The 17705-nt window shown below is 53.2% G+C and carries 15 protein-coding genes and 1 pseudogene; 10 read left to right on the forward strand and 6 right to left on the reverse strand.

Translation table 11 applies throughout. The features are described 5' to 3' along the window. Together ABD035_RS08190 and ABD035_RS17650 are read right to left on the reverse strand one after the other, a co-directional pair. The coding region (locus tag ABD035_RS08190) for an Ig-like domain-containing protein (protein WP_343869237.1) at positions 1-1550 on the reverse strand (1550 nt) is incomplete at its 3' end. Between the two features lie 81 nt (positions 1551-1631). After that, positions 1632-1946: pseudogene (locus ABD035_RS17650) on the reverse strand (BapA/Bap/LapF family prefix-like domain-containing protein); the annotation flags it as partial. Positions 1947-2918: 972 nt separating this feature from the next. Here ABD035_RS17650 and ABD035_RS08195 point away from each other — a divergent pair. Continuing rightward, positions 2919-3584, forward strand: coding sequence for a YecA/YgfB family protein (locus ABD035_RS08195; protein WP_343869239.1), 666 nt, complete (start codon positions 2919-2921; stop codon positions 3582-3584). A gap of 47 nt (positions 3585-3631) precedes the next feature. Here the strand turns inward: ABD035_RS08195 and ABD035_RS08200 are convergent, their stop codons facing one another. After that, a complete protein-coding gene (locus ABD035_RS08200; protein ID WP_343869880.1) occupies positions 3632-5401 on the reverse strand; it encodes a tannase/feruloyl esterase family alpha/beta hydrolase in 1770 nt (589 codons plus the stop codon). Positions 5402-5641: 240 nt separating this feature from the next. Here ABD035_RS08200 and ABD035_RS08205 point away from each other — a divergent pair, with 240 nt between their 5' ends. The 4 genes from ABD035_RS08205 (at position 5642) to ABD035_RS08220 (ending at position 10754) form a co-directional block, all read left to right on the forward strand. Continuing rightward, positions 5642-6082 carry a hypothetical protein gene (locus tag ABD035_RS08205; protein ID WP_343869241.1) on the forward strand — a complete coding sequence of 147 codons (441 nt, stop codon included), beginning with the start codon at positions 5642-5644 and terminating at the stop codon, positions 6080-6082. 246 nt (positions 6083-6328) lie between these two features. Beyond that, entirely contained in the window at positions 6329-7393 is a 1065-nt protein-coding gene (locus ABD035_RS08210; RefSeq protein WP_212715006.1) for a sugar ABC transporter substrate-binding protein, read from the forward strand. Between the two features lie 7 nt (positions 7394-7400). Beyond that, the gene (locus ABD035_RS08215; protein ID WP_343869243.1) at positions 7401-8642 is read left to right on the forward strand and encodes an LVIVD repeat-containing protein; all 1242 of its coding nucleotides are present in this window, start codon (positions 7401-7403) and stop codon (positions 8640-8642) included. Positions 8643-9488: 846 nt separating this feature from the next. Continuing rightward, a complete protein-coding gene (locus tag ABD035_RS08220) occupies positions 9489-10754 on the forward strand; it encodes a flavin-containing monooxygenase (RefSeq protein ID WP_343869245.1) in 1266 nt (421 codons plus the stop codon). Between the two features lie 56 nt (positions 10755-10810). Here the strand turns inward: ABD035_RS08220 and ABD035_RS08225 are convergent, their stop codons facing one another. The 3 genes from ABD035_RS08225 to ulaG form a co-directional block, all read right to left on the reverse strand. Continuing rightward, positions 10811-11581 carry a hypothetical protein gene (locus tag ABD035_RS08225; RefSeq protein WP_343869247.1) on the reverse strand — a complete coding sequence of 257 codons (771 nt, stop codon included), beginning with the start codon at positions 11579-11581 and terminating at the stop codon, positions 10811-10813. Between the two features lie 66 nt (positions 11582-11647). Further along, entirely contained in the window at positions 11648-12403 is a 756-nt protein-coding gene (gene ulaR / locus ABD035_RS08230) for an HTH-type transcriptional regulator UlaR (protein ID WP_212715015.1), read from the reverse strand. Positions 12404-12508: 105 nt separating this feature from the next. Continuing rightward, on the reverse strand, positions 12509-13573 hold the full coding sequence (ulaG, locus tag ABD035_RS08235; RefSeq protein WP_343869250.1) for an L-ascorbate 6-phosphate lactonase: 1065 nt from the start codon (positions 13571-13573) through the stop codon (positions 12509-12511). Positions 13574-13968: 395 nt separating this feature from the next. Here ulaG and ulaA point away from each other — a divergent pair, with 395 nt between their 5' ends. From ulaA to ABD035_RS08260, 5 genes are read left to right on the forward strand one after another with little or no spacing between them, the layout of a single operon-like run. Then, positions 13969-15351: a PTS ascorbate transporter subunit IIC gene (ulaA, locus tag ABD035_RS08240; protein ID WP_343869253.1), complete on the forward strand. Its 1383-nt coding sequence runs from the start codon at positions 13969-13971 to the stop codon at positions 15349-15351. Positions 15352-15380: 29 nt separating this feature from the next. Continuing rightward, positions 15381-15710, forward strand: coding sequence for a PTS ascorbate transporter subunit IIB (gene ulaB, locus ABD035_RS08245; RefSeq protein ID WP_212715012.1), 330 nt, complete (start codon positions 15381-15383; stop codon positions 15708-15710). Beyond that, complete coding sequence (gene ulaC / locus ABD035_RS08250) at positions 15697-16167, forward strand: PTS ascorbate transporter subunit IIA (protein ID WP_212715011.1); 471 nt, start codon at positions 15697-15699, stop codon at positions 16165-16167. The genes ulaB and ulaC overlap by 14 nt, the downstream gene beginning before the upstream one ends. 12 nt (positions 16168-16179) lie before the next feature. Beyond that, positions 16180-16836: a 3-keto-L-gulonate-6-phosphate decarboxylase UlaD gene (locus tag ABD035_RS08255; RefSeq protein WP_343869883.1), complete on the forward strand. Its 657-nt coding sequence runs from the start codon at positions 16180-16182 to the stop codon at positions 16834-16836. 9 nt (positions 16837-16845) lie between these two features. Continuing rightward, complete coding sequence (locus ABD035_RS08260) at positions 16846-17703, forward strand: L-ribulose-5-phosphate 3-epimerase (protein ID WP_212715010.1); 858 nt, start codon at positions 16846-16848, stop codon at positions 17701-17703. Positions 17704-17705: the final 2 nt, after the last annotated feature.

The following is a 17705-nucleotide window of genomic DNA, read 5'->3' on the forward strand; positions in this document are numbered from 1 at the left end:
GTGGTCTCGACCGTGACAGGGATCGCGGCCGAAGGCTGGCTGGTGTTACCGGCGGCATCAGTGACGGTAGTGGTGATACTGTGGCTGCCGTCAGTCAGGGCCGGCAGGGTGCTGCTCCAGCTGCCGTCGCTGCCTGCCGTGGCGGTACCGATGGCTTTACCGTTGTCGAGGATAGTGACGGTGTCGCCGGCTGCTGCGGTGCCTTTGAGGATCGGGGTGGCATCGTTACTGGTCTTCCCGCTGAGATCGCCTCCGGCGGAATCGGTTAAAATGGTATCGGTTCCAGGAGCGGGTGCCAAAGTAGTGATCACCGTGTTCACTGGTGCCGAAGGCTGGCTGGTATTGCCGGCGGCATCGGTGACGGTGGTGGTGATGCTGTGGCTGCCGTCGGCCAGGGCCGGCAGGGTGCTGCTCCAGCTGCCGTCACTGCCTGCCGTAGCGGTGACGATGGCTTTACCGTTGTCGAGGATAGTGACGGTGTCGCCGGCTGCCGCGGTCCCTTTGAGAACAGGGGTGGCATCGTTACTGGTCTTCCCGCTCAGATTGTCCCCGGCGGAATCGGTGAGGCTGATATCTCCTGCCGGGGCCGGGGTAGCAGGGCCGACGGTGACAGTGATGGCGGCTGAAGGCTGGCTGGTATTGCCGGCGGCATCGGTGACCGTGGTGGTGATACTGTGGCTGCCGTCGGTCAGAGCATGCAAGGTACTGCTCCAGCTGCCGTCACTGCCTGCCGTGACGGTGCCGATGGCTTTACCGTTGTCGAGGATAGTGACGGTGTCGCCGGCTGCCGCGGTGCCCTTCAGGATCGACGTGGTATCGTTGGCCGTTTTCCCGCCCCGTTCGTCCCCGGCGGAATCGGTCAGGCTGATATCGCCTGCTGCAGCCGGCACCGTGGTCTCGATCGTGACAGGAATAGCCGCCGAAGACTGGCTGGTATTGCCGGCGGTATCGGTGACGGTGGTGGTGATGCTGTGGCTGCCGTCGGCAAGGGCCGGCAGGGTGCTGCTCCAGCTGCCGTCGCTGCCTGCCGTGACTGTGCCGATGACTTTACCGTTGTCCAGAATGGTAACGGTGTCGCCGGCTGCCGCGGTGCCTTTGAGAATAGGGGTGGCATCGTTACTGGTTTTCCCGCTCAGGTTATCCCCGGCGGTATCGGTCAGTTCGACATCACCGGCTGCTGCCGGCGCCGTGGTATCCACCGTGACAGGAATGGCGGCCGAAGGTTGGCTGGTATTGCCGGCGGCATCGGTAACGGTGGTGGTGATGCTGTGGCTGCCGTCGGCCAGGGCCGGCAGGGTGCTGCTCCAGCTGCCGTCGCTGCCCGCGGTGGCGGTGCCGATGACTTTACCGTTGTCCAGAATAGTGACGGTGTCGCCGGCTGCCGCGGTCCCTTTGAGGATCGGGGTGGCGTCATTAGTAGTCTTGCCGATTAGAGAGTTACCAGAACTATTGCTAATTTCTATATGACCTGCGGGGGGATTGTCTTCCCCAGAGGGAGATGAATTATCCGAAGAAGTTATATTGTCATGATGATTGGCACCTAAAAGCATAGCGCCTACACCCAGTAATGCAGCACCTACGGTGGCTATTTTTTCAAAACTTCCGGTTGCAGCATTATTTGCCGAAGATATTGAATCTAAACTTGTAATTGATGATAGGTGGAAATTATTATCATTATCATTTAACCACCATAAGTTTCCGTGATGATCCTCAATAACTAAATCACTATGCTGCCCGTTACTGTATGAAAGGAAAAAGTTTTTCAGTTTTAGATGATCTCCTGATGTGGTAACGATGACCAGATCATTTCCATCTCTGCTAAAAGAGGAAATCTGTTCACGGTTCAAATGAAGGAGAATTGTGCTAGGGCCTGAAATATTCACATTTGATGTATTCAGCGTAAGTTTCTGGCCGGTATCTTTTATCGTAACGGAGACATTTTCCATAGGATCATAATTACCTTTAAAAATATTTATTGAGGTGGATATTAACCAGCATCAGTAGGATCATATTTTGGTTACATGAACACAGGTTTTGATTTCGATGGTCTGAACTTGGTGTTGGGTAAAAATTAACCAATAGATGGAATGTATCAGTTCCCAGATATTTTCCATCTGTTAACCAGGTCAGTAGTTTGCTTTTAATAGTACAAGATTATAAAGATTAACTTATATTTAACTTTTTTTGGAAGCAAGGTTGTTTTTATCAAATGGATGAATAAATCACAATTGCATATTTTTATCCATATAAAACATAGCATTACATTGAGATTGTATTTGTTTCAAAATGTATATTATGTGTTTTTTCATTAGTAATCATTAATGATATTTTTGATTATTACGCTTCTTACAAGATAAGGAAATTTAAACTTAAACCCTATATTTTGGAGGGTTTTTTTCATATTGCTACATTAGTCTGTTATAGAGTCGCTGATTTTTTGGCGTCGTTTTACAAGCAGGCAGGCCTCGGATATCACGCTTTTACTCGGAAGTTACCTTAATAAATCATGATAAATTAACTCTCATCATTACATTACAGTTGAATATTTCGAAAGAGAGTGAAGGGGATTTTAGAAACACTATAATCTGCCAAGTCGTTTATTTAACCTTTATTCCTGTGTGGTTATTTTTCTGTTGGAATAGTAATCATGATTATTATCTTGCTAAGAATACAACAGAGCTCATTTGGTATCAGTGCGTGGAGTAACATGGAACGAATAGGGGGTTATAATACTTATCGGTTGGTAATATGACTCTCTATATTATCCTCCCCGAGCCGGAAGATGATGTATAATAAGTTGGAAATTAGCACGATCATGTATTTAAGAGGGAACGTTTTATATCATAAGACGTTCAGAATGTTATTGTCAGTAGCCTACAAGCACACGACATTTTACAGGCAGGGCATAGGAGCAGAAGATGGCGCAGGGTCCACTGACTGAGAAAGAGCTGGAATGGCTGGATGATATTTTTATGAAGTACGGGGATGACGATTCCGTGCTGGATGTTTCCGGGCTGGATGGTTACCTTACGGCCATTCTGTCAGGGCCGGTGATGGTAGAGCCGGAACGATGGCTGGTAGAAGTGTGGGGCGGAGCCGGTAAGGTGCCGCGCTGGAGTTCTGAACGCGAAATGGAACGCTTTATGAACCTCACTTTCCAGCATCTCGACGACATCGACCAGCGTTTGTCGGACTATCCTGATCAATTTGAACCGCTGTTTGGCTCCCGTGAAACAGAAGGTCAGGAATTTACCATCGTTGAAGAATGGTGTTTCGGCTATCTGCGCGGAGTGGCACTCGGGGAATGGCCGGAATTACCGGCGGCATTACAGCCTGCGCTGGATGCTATTGCGCTACACGGGCAGGAAGAGAAATTCCCGGTGCTGGAAACCTTAAGCCCGGAAGCTTACGAAGAAAGTATCGACGCGATTTTACCGGCATCACTGGCACTGCACCGCTACTGGCTGGAGCATCGCAGCGATGGCGAGGTCAGCCAGCCGTTTATCGCAGAGGTCAAAGCCGGTCGTAATGACCCTTGTCCTTGTGGCAGCGGCAAAAAATTCAAACAGTGTTGCCTGCACTAATCACCGGTGATATCACGGGGAGAGCCCGGTAATATCACCGCAGGGGGTTAGTGGCTAATCACCTGTAGCTGATCACCCACGACTTTGTAGTCTTTCTGATTGTCCGGGCCGATAAAGTCAGCGGCCGGGGCATTGACATGAAAGGCGGCAAACGCCTCTGATTTGACGGGTTTCCAGGAAGACGCCTGGTTCTTATCGCCTTCCCCTTTGTAGACGGCAATATCAGGGTAAAGGTACACCGGACGGGTGGCTTTCAGTGCCGGCATCGCGCTGGCATAAGGTTTGCCGGGACGCTGAACCCCGTGGAACGCTGCCTGGGCCGCGCTGGCGGAAGACGGCGGAGGACCGGCCGGCATTTCAGCTTCGGCCTTCAGAAGCTTACCGGTGATCAGTGCCTGAGGCGCTTTACCGTCTTCTGTCCAGGCCATCAGAGGTGTCAGTAAATCCACCTGATCGTAGCCTTCACCGCGCCCGCAGTGTGCCACACCCGGTAACAGGAACAGCTTCAGGAAGGTATCGGTATCCTTCCGGCCGAGCGTTCTGACGACGCCCTGATAGTAGGCCAGCGAGAACGCCGGGCTTACTGAGTCATCCGCCAGTCCGTGCCACATAATCAGTTTACCGCCCTGCGCACGGAAAGGTTCCAGATTGGTGTTCGCCGCGTTATACAGCGGAGCATAGCGGGCGACTTTGTCGAAATCCGCCTGGTTGAGCGGGAAATCGCGCATAGAACGGATAGTGTTTTTACCGGGGGGCAGCAATACCGATTGCAGTGCCGGTAATACCATCGATTCCGCCGGAGAGGTTCCGTCGCGGGTAGCGGGAACCGGCCAGCGGAGTTCCGAGCCAATAGGGAAGCCACCCGGTACAAACTGATGACCATGACTCGCATTTGCCCCTTCGTAGTAGCGGCTGACGACGCCCAGTTCTTCACGGGTCAGGCAGGCGGAGTGATCGGTGTCACCGGGCTTACATATTCTGAACCAGGAAGGTGAGAAATGGCAGGCATACGGGTTTTGCAGAATGCCGTCATTAACTCCGGATAATGTCGGACAGTGGGCCAGCGCCGTCTGGTGAATGAATGGCAGGCGGGCGGCTAACAGAATAGCAGAGCCGTCTTCACGTTCGTTGGCCACCACACTCCAGCCATGGAAGAAGGAGTTCTGGAAAGAGAAGAAGGCTGCCGGTGCGCCGGCACTGATCCCGTTAAAGTCTTCCGGAAAACGCTGGGCTTCCATCAGGGCCTCGCGGCCACCGTCAGAGCACCCCATAAAGTAGGCATATTTCTGTGGCTGATGATACAGCGCCGAGATCAGTGCTTTGGAGAGCAGCGCCGTCAGGTGATTGGCTCGCCAGGCAAAATCGATCCGTTTTTGCGGATCTTCAGCCCAGCGGGCATCCATCATGCTGCCGCTGTGGCCCATATCGGTCGCAGCCACCACAAATTCGCCATTCATTGCAGGCACACAACCGCCGGTATTCGAAAGGCTGAGATTAATTGTGCCGCATAATCCGCCACAACCTACCTGCAGAAAGCGCTGGGTCCAGTGTTCGGTCGGAAGCGCAACCTGAACGCCGATATCCGGTGCGATGCGGGCAGAAACTTTACAGTACGTCCCTTTTTCACTGTTTTCATTGCGGGCGGACAGGATAGTCACCGCCGCCCCGGTTTGTGCCGAAAAGTTTTGCTGCGCCAGCGCGCTACAGTCAATGACCGGTTTGACCACCGGCAACGTGGCCGCTTTCGTCAGCGGACTGAACAGCGAGAGCAGCAGGCCGGCAGCCAGCAACCTGCAAAAGAGCATCAAAGATTTCATCACCTGAGTATCCGTTATTGGCAAGCGGGTATCCGTCCCGACCGGCATCTGCCGGGGAAACTACGGGTGTCTCAGAACGGAGGATCATCAGCAACGCCTTAGCCGCATTGCTGGCGAATAAGCTTAGCAACCGGACGACAGAAATGTATATTCACTAAAGCGTAAAAGATGTGTTAAGACGCCGCACCCCCTGTCACCTTCCGGCGGGTTATGCGGCCTTCGGCCGAAAAAGGAGTTCTGATGAGCGAGTTTGTCTTCTCTGTGTTACCCGCCGCCGTGGAATTTTATGACCGGCAGCGACAGCCGATAGCCAGCTTAAAGGGCGGTTATCAGACCACCGCGGCCGGGTTATTTATCGCCGGTCAGGCAGATGCGCTGGCGACCGAAACACTGATTTACCGGATTGAAGAAGTGCTGGAATCAGAAGGCAGAATCGTTCCTGCGGGAGAGGTGGCGATAGGTCATGACCCGTTACTGGGCAGAGTGTGTGCGGACTTTCTGGCGGGCGAAACCGCCATGACGCCCGATGGCGTTGAGGTGGCATTTAATCGTGTCGCTGAACAGCTTTCTTATTCTCCTCTGGCGCTGACCGGCCCGCAGGCCGATGCGTTCTGTTATTTCGTTTTTATCCGCGAAATGATCCATCATCTGCAGCTCGCCGGGCTCCGCTACCAGCCCTGAAAATATCTGAAATATTTTTAATCTCTCCCCGGACAGAGGGTAGCCAGCGGTCAGGTGATTATGTAATATGACGTCTGGACATCCAGACGGATAAACGTGCAGACATATTTTTTATCCGCCAGGGCGAAAGGAAAGACGACGGTCAGCAGCAACGATCCGCAAACACCGATCCGCCGGCCCGGCACGCCGGGCGGCAGCACAATGATAATAATCAGCCTGATCACAGGCGGGTATACAGGACAGAACATGAAAAAGATTGCATTCTCATTACTGGCATTAAGCCTGTTCAGCACCGCTCCCGTATTTGCCGATACCCCGACGCCGGTACCGGCGGCCATTGCCGGTCACCACGGCCCAATCCGTATTGCGGTGATCCGTAACCTGGGATCTGATGATAACACTACCCAGTTTGTCGCCGGGGCTATCAAACAGGCGAGAAAACTGGGCTTTAAAGTGAATACCTTCCTCAGCAACGGGGATGACGCGCGTTTCCAGGACTTTGTGAATCAGGCGATTACGCAAAAATATGACGGGATCATCCTGTCACAGGGCCGGGCACCTTACTCAGAAGCCCTGGTGAAGCGTATTACTCAGGCCGGTATTGCGGTCTCTGTCTTTGATACGGCGGTTCCTGACAATATTCCGGGCGTGACCGTGACCCGTCAGGATGATGCTTCCCTGACCGATATGTCGTTTGGACAACTGGTGAAGGATTTCCACGGCAAAGCAAATATCGTCAAGCTATGGGTGGCCGGTTTCCCGCCGATGGATCGTCGTGAAAAAGAGTACCAGAAGCTGCTGAAACAGAACCCTGGCATTAAACAGCTGGAATCTCTGGGTGCGGTGTCCAGTGATGTACAGGGCGATACCGCCAATAAAGTCGGTGCCATCCTGGCGAAATATCCGAAAGGTAAAATCGATGCCATCTGGGGATCATGGGACGCGTTCAGCCAGGGCGCCTATAAAGCCTTACAGGAAAATGGCCGGACAGAGATCAAGCTTTACAGCATTGATATCTCCAACCAGGATCTGCAGATGATGCACAGCAAAAACAGCCCGTGGCAGATGACGGCGGCGGTCGATCCGCAGCTGATCGGTGCGACGAATGTGCGTCTGGTCGCGCTGAAGATTGCCGGTGAGAAAACGCCAGCGACCTATGAATTTAAAGCGGATTCAGTATCACAGGCATTGCTGAATCAGCAGAGTGGTGATGTCAACATGGCCAGCCTGCCGAAAATTATTCCGGGCTGGGGAGCGACGCAGGATTTCGTTGCACCGTGGTTTGCCACCCTCGAAGCTAAAGCGAAGTAAGATCCCTGTGAGCGCGCTACCGCAACCGGACTACAGCCGCAATATGCGGCTTATCGGGCACAGTGATCAGGGGGGCCGGCCGGACGGAGTCCAGCTGATGGTCCATCGCGGGTTTGCCTATATCGGGCATATGGTCTCCTCCGGATTTTCGGTGGTGGATGTGCGGGATCCCTCCCGGCCGAAGACGGTGAATTATATTGCCGCGCCGCCGGGCACCTGGAACATACACCTGCAGGCCCATGACGATCTGTTACTGGTGATCAACGCCCGCGATCTGTTTGCGGATGCGCGCTTCGCCGATGAGAAAGTCTATTACACCCGGCAGGTCGGTGAGACGGTCAGTGATGTGCAGGACAACGGCTGGAGTGCCGGTCTGCGCATTTTTGATATCTCGGTGCCACACAACCCGCGTGAGATCAGTTTTCTGTCACTCGGGGGGATTGGTATCCACCGCATCTGGTATGTGGGGGGACGCTGGGCCTATGTGTCGGCATTGCTGGACGGTTTCAGCGATTATATCTTCCTGACCATCGATTTAGCGGACCCGCGTCATCCGACGGTGGCCGGTAAATGGTGGCTGCCCGGCATGAATCAGCAGGCCGGGGAAGTTCCGTACTGGCCGGAAGGTAAGCGTTACGCTCTGCATCACGCGATCATCAGCGGAGATACGGCCTACGGGAGCTGGCGTGACGGGGGACTGACGTTGCTGAATATCAAAGATCGCACAGCCCCTGAACTGATCAGTCATCGTAACTGGAGCCCGCCGTTTGGTGGCGGCACCCATACGGCACTCCCGTTACCGGACCGGGATTTACTGGTGGTGCTGGATGAAGCGGTGCTCGACCAGCAGCAGGACGGGGAGAAACTGATCTGGCTGTTTGATATCCGGGACCCGGCCAACCCGGTCAGTATTTCGACCTTTCCGCAGCCGGAAGATGCCGATTATATTGCCAAAGGGGCGCATTTCGGGCCACATAACCTGCATGAAAACCGGCCGGGCAGCTTTGTCAGTTCCACGCTGATCTTTGCGACCTACCAGAATGCCGGGGTACGTGCGTATGACATCAGCAATCCTTACCGGCCGGTAGAAACCGGTGCGCTGGTGCCGGCGGCCCCCGAAAAAATGATGGATACCCGGCCAGGACGCCCGCAGGTGATCCAGTCCTGTGATGTTTTCGTTGATGCACAGGGGATCATTTACAGTACGGACTACAATGGCGGACTGTCGGTTATCGAATATCTGGGCTGATGGCTCAGGCCGGTCATTCCGACCGGCCTGAAACCTGCCGCGTAGTTTGCCCTGGCATTCCTGCAAATACCGCCTGCCGCGTCTTTTGATCTGCCATTCGTGCGAATATCATCTGCGACGTCTTTTACTCCGCCGTTTCTGCGAATATCGTCTGCGACTCCTTTTGTTTTGCCACTTCTGTGAATGCCGCCTGCCGCGTCTTTTGCTCTGGCACTTCTGCGAATACCGTCTGCGACGTCTTTTACTCCGGCATTCCTGCAAATACCGTCTGTGACGTGTTTTGCTCCGGCATTGCTGTGAATACCGTCTGCGACGTTTTTTGCTCTGGCGTTTCTGTGAGTATCGTCTGCGACGTTTTTTGTTCTGCCACTTCTGCGAATACCGCCTGCGAAATGTTTTACTCCGCCGTTTCTGTGAGTATCGTCTGAGACGTCTTTTGTTCTGCCACTTCTGTGAATGCCGCCTGCGACGTTTTTTGCTCTGGCGTTTTTGTGTATATCGTTTGCGACGTCTTTTGTTCTGCCACTTCTGCGAATGTCGCCCGCCGCGTCTTTTACTCCGCCGTTTCTGTGAATACCGCCTGCGACGTGTTTTGCTCCGCCATTTCTGTGAATACCGGCTGCGACGTTTTTTGTTCCGGTGTTTCTGTGAATACCGCCTGCGACGTTTTTTGCTCTGGCATTGCTGCGAATGTCGCCCGCCGGCGGGTTATCCTCGCGATTTTATCGCCAGTGAACAGTTTTTAAGTATTTTACTAAACTCCGTCGCCTCCTTACCTTGGGGTCATTGATGATGACCTACCGGGTACAGGCTAATTCTGTACCCTGAACCCCGGGAACAGAACTGATGACGACTGAAATACTGAAAACCGATACCCTGGTGGTAGGGGCAGGCCAGGCAGGTGTGGCAATGAGCGAACACCTGACGGCCCTGAAAATCCCCCACCTGGTCATTGAACGTAACCGTATTGCCGGTCACTGGCGGAGCCGCCGCTGGGATAGTCTGGTGGCGAATGGTCCGGCCTGGCATGATCGTTTTCCGAATATGACCTTCACGGATGTCAGCCCGGACGGATTTGCGCCGAAAGAGAGTGTCGCTGATTATTTCGAGGCCTACGCCGACAGTTTTAATGCCCCAATCCGCACCGGTATTGATGTCAGAAAAGTTACCCGTAATGAAGGGCGCCCGGGCTTTACCATCGAGACATCCGAGGGTGTGATTGAAGCCTTGCGGGTGGTCGCTGCGACCGGGCCCTTCCAGAAACCGGTGATCCCGCCGGTGATCCCGCAGGATATCGGTCTGACCCAGATACACTCGGCGGACTATCATAACCCTCAGCAATTACCCTCCGGCGGCGTACTGGTGGTGGGGGCGGGCTCTTCCGGAGTACAGATTGCGGAAGAACTCTGCCGGGCCGGAAAAAAGGTCTGGCTGTCAGTAGGGGCGCACGATCGCCCGCCACGCTCTTACCGTCAGCGTGATTTCTGCTGGTGGCTTGGGGTACTCGGCCAGTGGGATGCGACCACGACCCAGCCCGGTAAAGAGCATGTCACCATCGCCGTGAGCGGAGCCAACGGCGGCTATACCATCGATTTCAGAAAACTTGCGAACGAAGGCGTTAATCTGGTCGGTGTCACCCGGGGTTTTCAGGAGGGGGTGGTAAGTTTTGCGGATGACCTGGTGCAGAATATCGCCAATGGTGATGCCAGTTACCTGGGAATGCTGCGGGCAGCCGATGAGTATATCGCCCGTAACGGCCTCGACCTGCCTGCCGAGCCTGAGGCGCATTGTATTCTGCCCGATCCGCCTTGTATGACCGACCCGCAACTCCGCCTGGATCTCGCCGCCGAAGGCATAACCTCCATTATCTGGGCCACCGGCTATGCCACAGACTTCAGCTGGCTACAGGTCGATGCGTTCGATGAGCAGGGCAAACCCTGCCATCAGCGCGGGATCTCGACAGAGCCTGGGATCTATTTCCTCGGATTACCCTGGTTATCCCGCCGGGGATCGACATTTATCTGGGGGGTCTGGCATGACGCCAAATATATTGCCGACCAGATAGCTATCCAGCGTCAGTATATGACCTATCATCCAGCGACGGAGAGCTGATCGCGGTGCGTGTTGCGGCAGAACTGCCTGTCGCAACACGAAACTCACCCCGGCCTTCAGCGGAGGGCCGGCAGTACCGCGACCTGACGGATCAGTGTTTCTCTGGCATCATCCAGCGGTTGCGGATTAGTTTGCCGCGATAAGGCCTCCCGCGATTTTTTCCCCAGGAAGTAATGGATCCTTTCACTGTTTGCGCCGGAAGGGTGCGGTAAACCCGCCAGTACCCGTGCCGGATCGATCCGCTGTTGCTGAACCAGTAACGCCACCCCCTGTGTTGCCACCGGCCCCAGCGGCACAAAGACCGCCTGCGGAAGTTGCGCGGCTTCTGCCGCAAACCCGCGTTCAATGCTATGCCTGAGAAGCGCTGACTGGCGGAATGACGGGGTATTATTATAATTTTTGCCGTTCAGAAAGACCGGCTGATTAAACAGCGAAGTAAAATGTACCAGTGACTGATGCTCCCCGAATAATTCACGGCAGGAGGGGAGGGCCAGCCAGTCGGCCAGCCCGACAGCATCCAGTAACGGGATAAGGTTATTTCTTATCGCCCCGCTGAATGCTCCCTGCTGTTTGGCAAGGAATAAGGCCTGATCATCACTGCTGCCCGCCAGCAAGGCCTGCCGGGCCGCAGTCACGGCATGCAGCCATTGCTGGTAGCCGGGGGTGATCCCCACCAGTACGATGCGGGCTGCCGGGTTCAGGTAGTCAAACGGAATATAATACTCGGTCAGAGGACCTTCCTGACCCAGTAAAAATGCCTGAGGGATCTGCCGGCCGGCAGACGGCGTAAAGTTTTTAATGGCCTGACGGAACTGGCTGAACATCATGGGGCTGAATCTCTGACTGGACGGGAACCTGATGAGATGGTTTTACCGTAATACGGTGGCCGGTGATCATACCAGCCGGACATCCACGCCGGCAGTACGGAGTTGTTCCGTTACCCGGGCTTCGGCTTGTTTGCCGGTGATCACCATATCGATGTCTGACGCCCGGCTAAACAGCATTCCTGCCCGCTGGCCGATTTTACTGCTGTCCACCAGTACCACCAGCTTCCCGACATAGTTCCGGACTTTCTGCTCGCTCATCGCACTCAGCATATCCGTTTTATATAACCCTTCGCCTGTCAGGCCGACGCCGCTGGTAAACATCCAGTGCCCCGCATACAAGTCAGCATCGCTGCTTTGCGGCGCCAGGGTTATCGATTGCTGTTTATTGTACTGCCCCCCCATAATCACTACCCGCTCATGCTCATGTTCAATGAGGTAATTCGCCAGCGGCAGATAATTCGTAATTACCTGAATATCTTTACCACAGAGTTCCTGACCCAGCAGAAACGCGGTGGATCCGCAATTGATCACCACGCTTTCCCCGGGCTTACAAAGTGCGGCCGCGGCTTTGGTAATTCTGATTTTTTCATCCAGATGGCTGGCTTGCTCAATATTCAGCGGGGTCCATATCTGGCGGGATATATTTAATACCTCTGCGCCGTTACGTACTTTACGCAGCTGCCCGTTATCATTCAGCTTATTAATATCCCGTCGCGCAGTGGCCGGGGAAACATCAAACGTAGTCATCACATCGGCGACAGAAAGGTGCCGTTTTGTATGCAGCAACTCGAGGATGGCGTGATGCCGCTGAGATTCAGTCATGAAAATTCCGTTACAAGGTAAACATCCGGGTGAATTATAGGCGCACTCATTGATTATTAATATCATTTTTCTTCATAAGTGCGCACCATAAAACGACCCTTTACCTCACAGGAAAGCTTTAAAAGGCAGATCCGGCTCCAGAGTAAAGCAATCATCAAAACCGCGCGGATAATGATATTCGAGTTTGTCTTTATCATCCGGCCAGGTAAATTTACCGCCAACCTGCCAGATAAAAGGCGCGAAGCGGTACTGAAGACGATGACGCCTCATTTCCCACAGACAGAGGAGCTCTTTCGGGTCAGCCTGAAAGTTTGACCAGATATCATGGTGAACAGGAATAATGACCTGAGCTTTTAATGATTCTGCCATTCTTAGTAAATCAACACTGGTCATTTTATCGGTGACCCCTCGGGGGTTTTCGCCAAATGAGCCCAGAGCAACATCTATCGAATACTGGTTACCATGGCGGGCATAATAATTTGAATAATGGGAATCCCCACTGTGATAAAGCGAGCCACCCGGAGTTTCAAACAGATAGTTAACCGCCCGTTGGTCCATCCCGTCGGGGAGAACCCCGGCGGCCTGCTGCCCGGCGGGTAAGGTGATTAACGCCGTACGATCGAAGGAGTCCAGTACAATAATTCGTGTATCTTTAAGGGTAATGATATCCCCCGGCACGACGACCCGGCACCTCTCGCGCGGGACGCCCCAGCCTACCCAGATATCCACGCAGGACTGCGGCCCGATAAACGGAACGTCCGCAGCACAATTCTGCATGACTGCTGCAGCCACATTCACGTCAATATGATCATTATGGTCATGGGTCGCCAGAATGGCATCCACATTATGGATAGCAAAGGGATCCATAACAAAAGGGGTCGTACGCAAATTAGGTTGCAGCGCGACCCCTCCGGACATGCGCTGCATCTGATGACCGGCTTTCATCCGTGGATTACTGCGCGTCTGTTTGCCGGTACCGCACCAGAAATCCACACACAAATTCGTTCCTGCCTCGGACTTCAGCCAAATCCCGGTACATCCCAGCCACCATACTGAAAAGGTCCCCGCAGCAACATCGGTCTGTTCAATCTCCTCATTCAGCCAGCTTCCCCATTCAGGAAAGGTACTCAGCACCCATGATTCCCGGCTGGTTGTCGTTATTTTGCTCATAATCGTTTCTCCATTTTTCCGTAATGAACCAGAAACCCAAAAATAATCATAATAAATCACATATGATCATTACTGAGAGAAATTACCACCCTTTGATAATCACCGCAATATAAATCCGGATAGCGTTTTTTTCTATTAACGTCATGATATGAATACGTTAAAGCCTGTATTTCCTGTTTTCGATCACAAAACACCAACTTACTGAAGGCTCAGGGAATTAAAAAACAACCAGTGAAGACGATCACAAATAATCAAATCCAATCTTTTTGTGATGTATTGTGATTGTTATGGTGAGGCCACTGAATAAAAGAACTCAGACAGCGGTAGGTCTGCCGTTCGTGCGGAGGTATCTGTGCAGATATCTGTGCGCTGTAGCCAAGGTTTTGGAGAACTGTATGGAAATGCTATACACCCTGTTCACTGTTTTTTTTAACCAGGTATTGACCAATGCCCCTTTGCTACTGGGATTAGTCACTTTGCTGGGCTATCTGCTGTTACGCAAAAGCACCACTGTCATTATCAAAGGCACTCTGAAAACCATTATCGGCTTTATGCTATTGCAGTCAGGTTCCGGCATTCTGACCAGCACGTTTAAACCGGTTGTCAGTAAACTTTCGGAGGTTTATCAGATTAACGGTGCCATCTCTGATACTTACGCCTCGATGATGACGGTTATCGATCGGATGCAGGGTGCCTACAGCTGGGTCGGTTATGCGGTATTACTGGCGCTGGCACTCAATGTCCTGTACGTCCTGCTGAAACGGCTCACCGGTATCCGGACCATTATGCTGTCGGGACATATCATGTTTCAGCAGGTCGGGCTAATCGCCGTATTTTTTTACCTGTCAGGTTACGGTATGTGGACCACCATCATCTGTAGTGCGGTGCTCACCTCTCTCTACTGGGGCATCACTTCCAACATGATGTATATCCCCACCCAGTCCGTGACCGAAAACAGCGGTTTTTCTATTGGCCACCAGCAGCAGTTTGCCTCATGGATTGCCTGTAAGCTGGCCCCGTATCTCGGGAAAAAACAGGAGAGTGTGGAAAATCTGTCGCTGCCGGGCTGGCTGAATATTTTCCATGACAACATTGTTTCGACTGCGATTGTGATGACGCTATTTTTTGGAGCCATCCTTTGCTCGTTCGGTATACCGACATTACAGGCAATGGCCGGAAGCACTCACTGGACTCTCTATGTTCTGCAAACCGGGCTGATGTTCGCCGTGGCGATTTTTATCATCGTTCAGGGCGTCAGGATGTTTGTTGCTGAACTGACCGAAGCCTTTAATGGTATTTCACAACGTTTGATTCCGGGAGCCGTACTGGCGATTGATTGCGCGGCTATCTACAGCTTCGCGCCCAATGCCGTGGTCTGGGGATTTATGTGGGGAACGGTCGGCCAGCTGATCGCTGTCGGTCTGCTGATGCTGATGAAGTCTTCAGTCATGATTATTCCGGGCTTTATTCCGATGTTCTTTTCTAACGCCACCATCGGCGTTTTTGCCAACCATTATGGCGGCTGGCGTGCGGCACTTAAAATTTGTCTGGTCATGGGAATGATTGAAATATTTGGATGTGTCTGGGCAGTCAGGCTGACTGGGCTGGATGCCTGGATGGGGATGGCCGACTGGTCGATCCTCGCTCCGCCTCTGATGCAAGGCCTGCACGCCGGACTGTGGTTTATGGGCGTCGTGATCATCATCGCCCTGGTCTATATGTATCGTGCAGCCCGCCGCTTACATCACGAAGAAACAGTCGCCAAAAACATCCCGTAGTCTGAAGATCCTTTACAGGAGGTCCCCCAATGACAGTAAGAATTCTGGCAGTTTGTGGTTGCGGACAGGGAAGCTCAATGATCATGAAAATGAAAGTTGATCAGTTTCTCAGCCAGCAACAGGTAGACCACAGCGTCAATAGCTGTGCCGTCGGTGAATACAAATCGGAACTTAACCAGGCGGATATTATTATCGCCTCCACCCATGTTGCCGGAGAAATCAGTGTCAGCGGCAATAAATATGTTGTCGGGGTTCGAAATATGCTGTCTGCGGAGGATTTTGGCCCCAAATTAATGGCCATCATCCGTCAGCATTTTCCGGCGGATCTGGCGGGGGGAAAGACTGATGAAACTGAGTGATTCTCTCAGAGACAATAACTCTGTCAGGTTACAGGCGGAAGCTGATAACTGGCAGCAGGCGATAAAAATAGGTACCGATCTGCTGGTCGGGGCGGGCGTCGTCCTGCCAGAGTATTACGAGGCCATTCTGGCCGGCGTCAGACGGTTCGGGCCTTATTTTTTATTAGCCCCGGGCCTTGCCATGCCGCATGCCCGACCGGAGGAAGGGGTACTACGTAACGGCTTCGCGCTGGTAACACTAAAGACCCCGGTCTGTTTTGGTGACGAAGATAACGACCCGATCGACATTCTTGTGACCCTCGCGGCCTGTGATGCCAGAACGCATCAGGAGGAAGGCATTCGCCAGATCGTACAGTTATTTGAAGACCCTGAAAATTTTCAGAAAATACGCGACTGCCGCCATCCGCAGCAAGTCCTGGAACTGATTAATCAATCCTCATTACCTACCGGACACTAAGGAGTACCGATGATGGAACGTCAATGGCCAATGCTACAAATCGCCCTGGATAATTTATCTCTGGATCAGGCGTTTGTCACAACCCGGCTGATTGCCGGTGAGGTCGATATTATCGAGGTTGGCACCATTCTGTGTGTCAGTGAAGGAGTTCGTGCCGTACGGGAAATAAAAGCGCTCTATCCCGGACACATCGTCCTGGCCGATGCCAAAATTGCCGATGCCGGGAAGATACTCTCAGAGATGTGCTTTAAAGCGTCTGCAGACTGGGTAACCGTCATTTGCTGTGCGGATATTAATACCGTGAAAGGTGCACTGCAGACCGCACATCAGTATGGGGGGGATGTCCAGATAGAGCTCACCGGAAGCTGGCAAATGGCACAGGCTCACTACTGGTATGATGCGGGCGTTCGCCAGTTGGTTTATCACCGCAGCCGGGATGCGCAAGCGGCAGGGGCCAGCTGGACAGAGCAGGACCTTGCAACCTTGCAGCAGCTGAGCGATATGGGCTTTAAACTGACCATCACCGGCGGATTGGTCGTCGACGATCTTCCTCTGTTCAGCCATCTTCCGATACATGCCTTTATTGCCGGGCGCAGTATCCGCGATGCCGCTGACCCTGTTGCCACCGCCCGTGAGTTCAGACAGACGATTCGCCATATCTGGGGATAAGGACGCACCATGCCATACTCTGAGCCGGTATTACTCGGTATTTACGAAAAAGCCTTACCTCCTGATAACAGCTGGCCACAACGTCTGGCACTGGCCGCCGAACTGGGCTTCGGCTTCGTCGAGATGTCGATAGACGAAACAGATCTGCGACTGGCCCGGCTGACATGGAGTGATAAACAGAGACTGGAGCTGGTTCAGGCGGTTATCACAACCGGTGTCCGTATCCCGTCACTCTGCCTGAGTGCTCACCGGCGTTTTCCGTTGGGCAGCGAAGATCAGGATATTCGCCGCAGGGGATTGCTGATTATGGAACAGGCTATCCGGCTGGCGCAGGATCTCGGGATACGGGTTATTCAGCTTGCAGGTTACGACGTATATTACCCGCAGGGAAATCCCCGAACGCGGCAGCTTTTTCGCGAGGGTCTGGTACAGGCCGTCGCGATGGCCAGTAAGGCCCAGGTCACACTGGCGATGGAAATCATGGACACCGGGCTTATCAACTCCGTCAGTAAGGCCCTGGGTTACAGCCATTATCTCAATAATCCCTGGTTTCAGCTTTATCCCGACATTGGCAATCTTTCCGCCTGGGATAATGATGTCGAAATGGAACTGCTGGCCGGTGCCGGACACATTGTCGGCGTCCATGTTAAAGACACCCGGCCCGGAGAGTTTAAAAATGTGCCGTTCGGTGAAGGCGTAGTGGATTTTGAAGGCTGTTTTCGCACACTGCATCAAAGTGGCTATCGGGGGCCATACCTGATTGAGATGTGGAGCGGCGAGGCAGAAAATTCGCGCCAGCAAGTCGCTGCCGCCCGACGCTGGGTCACCGAAAAAATGCATGTCGCAGGCTTAATCATTGGAGGGTAAAA

It is taken from the genome of Tatumella terrea (assembly GCF_039523755.1).
GTDB lineage: Bacteria > Pseudomonadota > Gammaproteobacteria > Enterobacterales > Enterobacteriaceae > Tatumella > Tatumella terrea.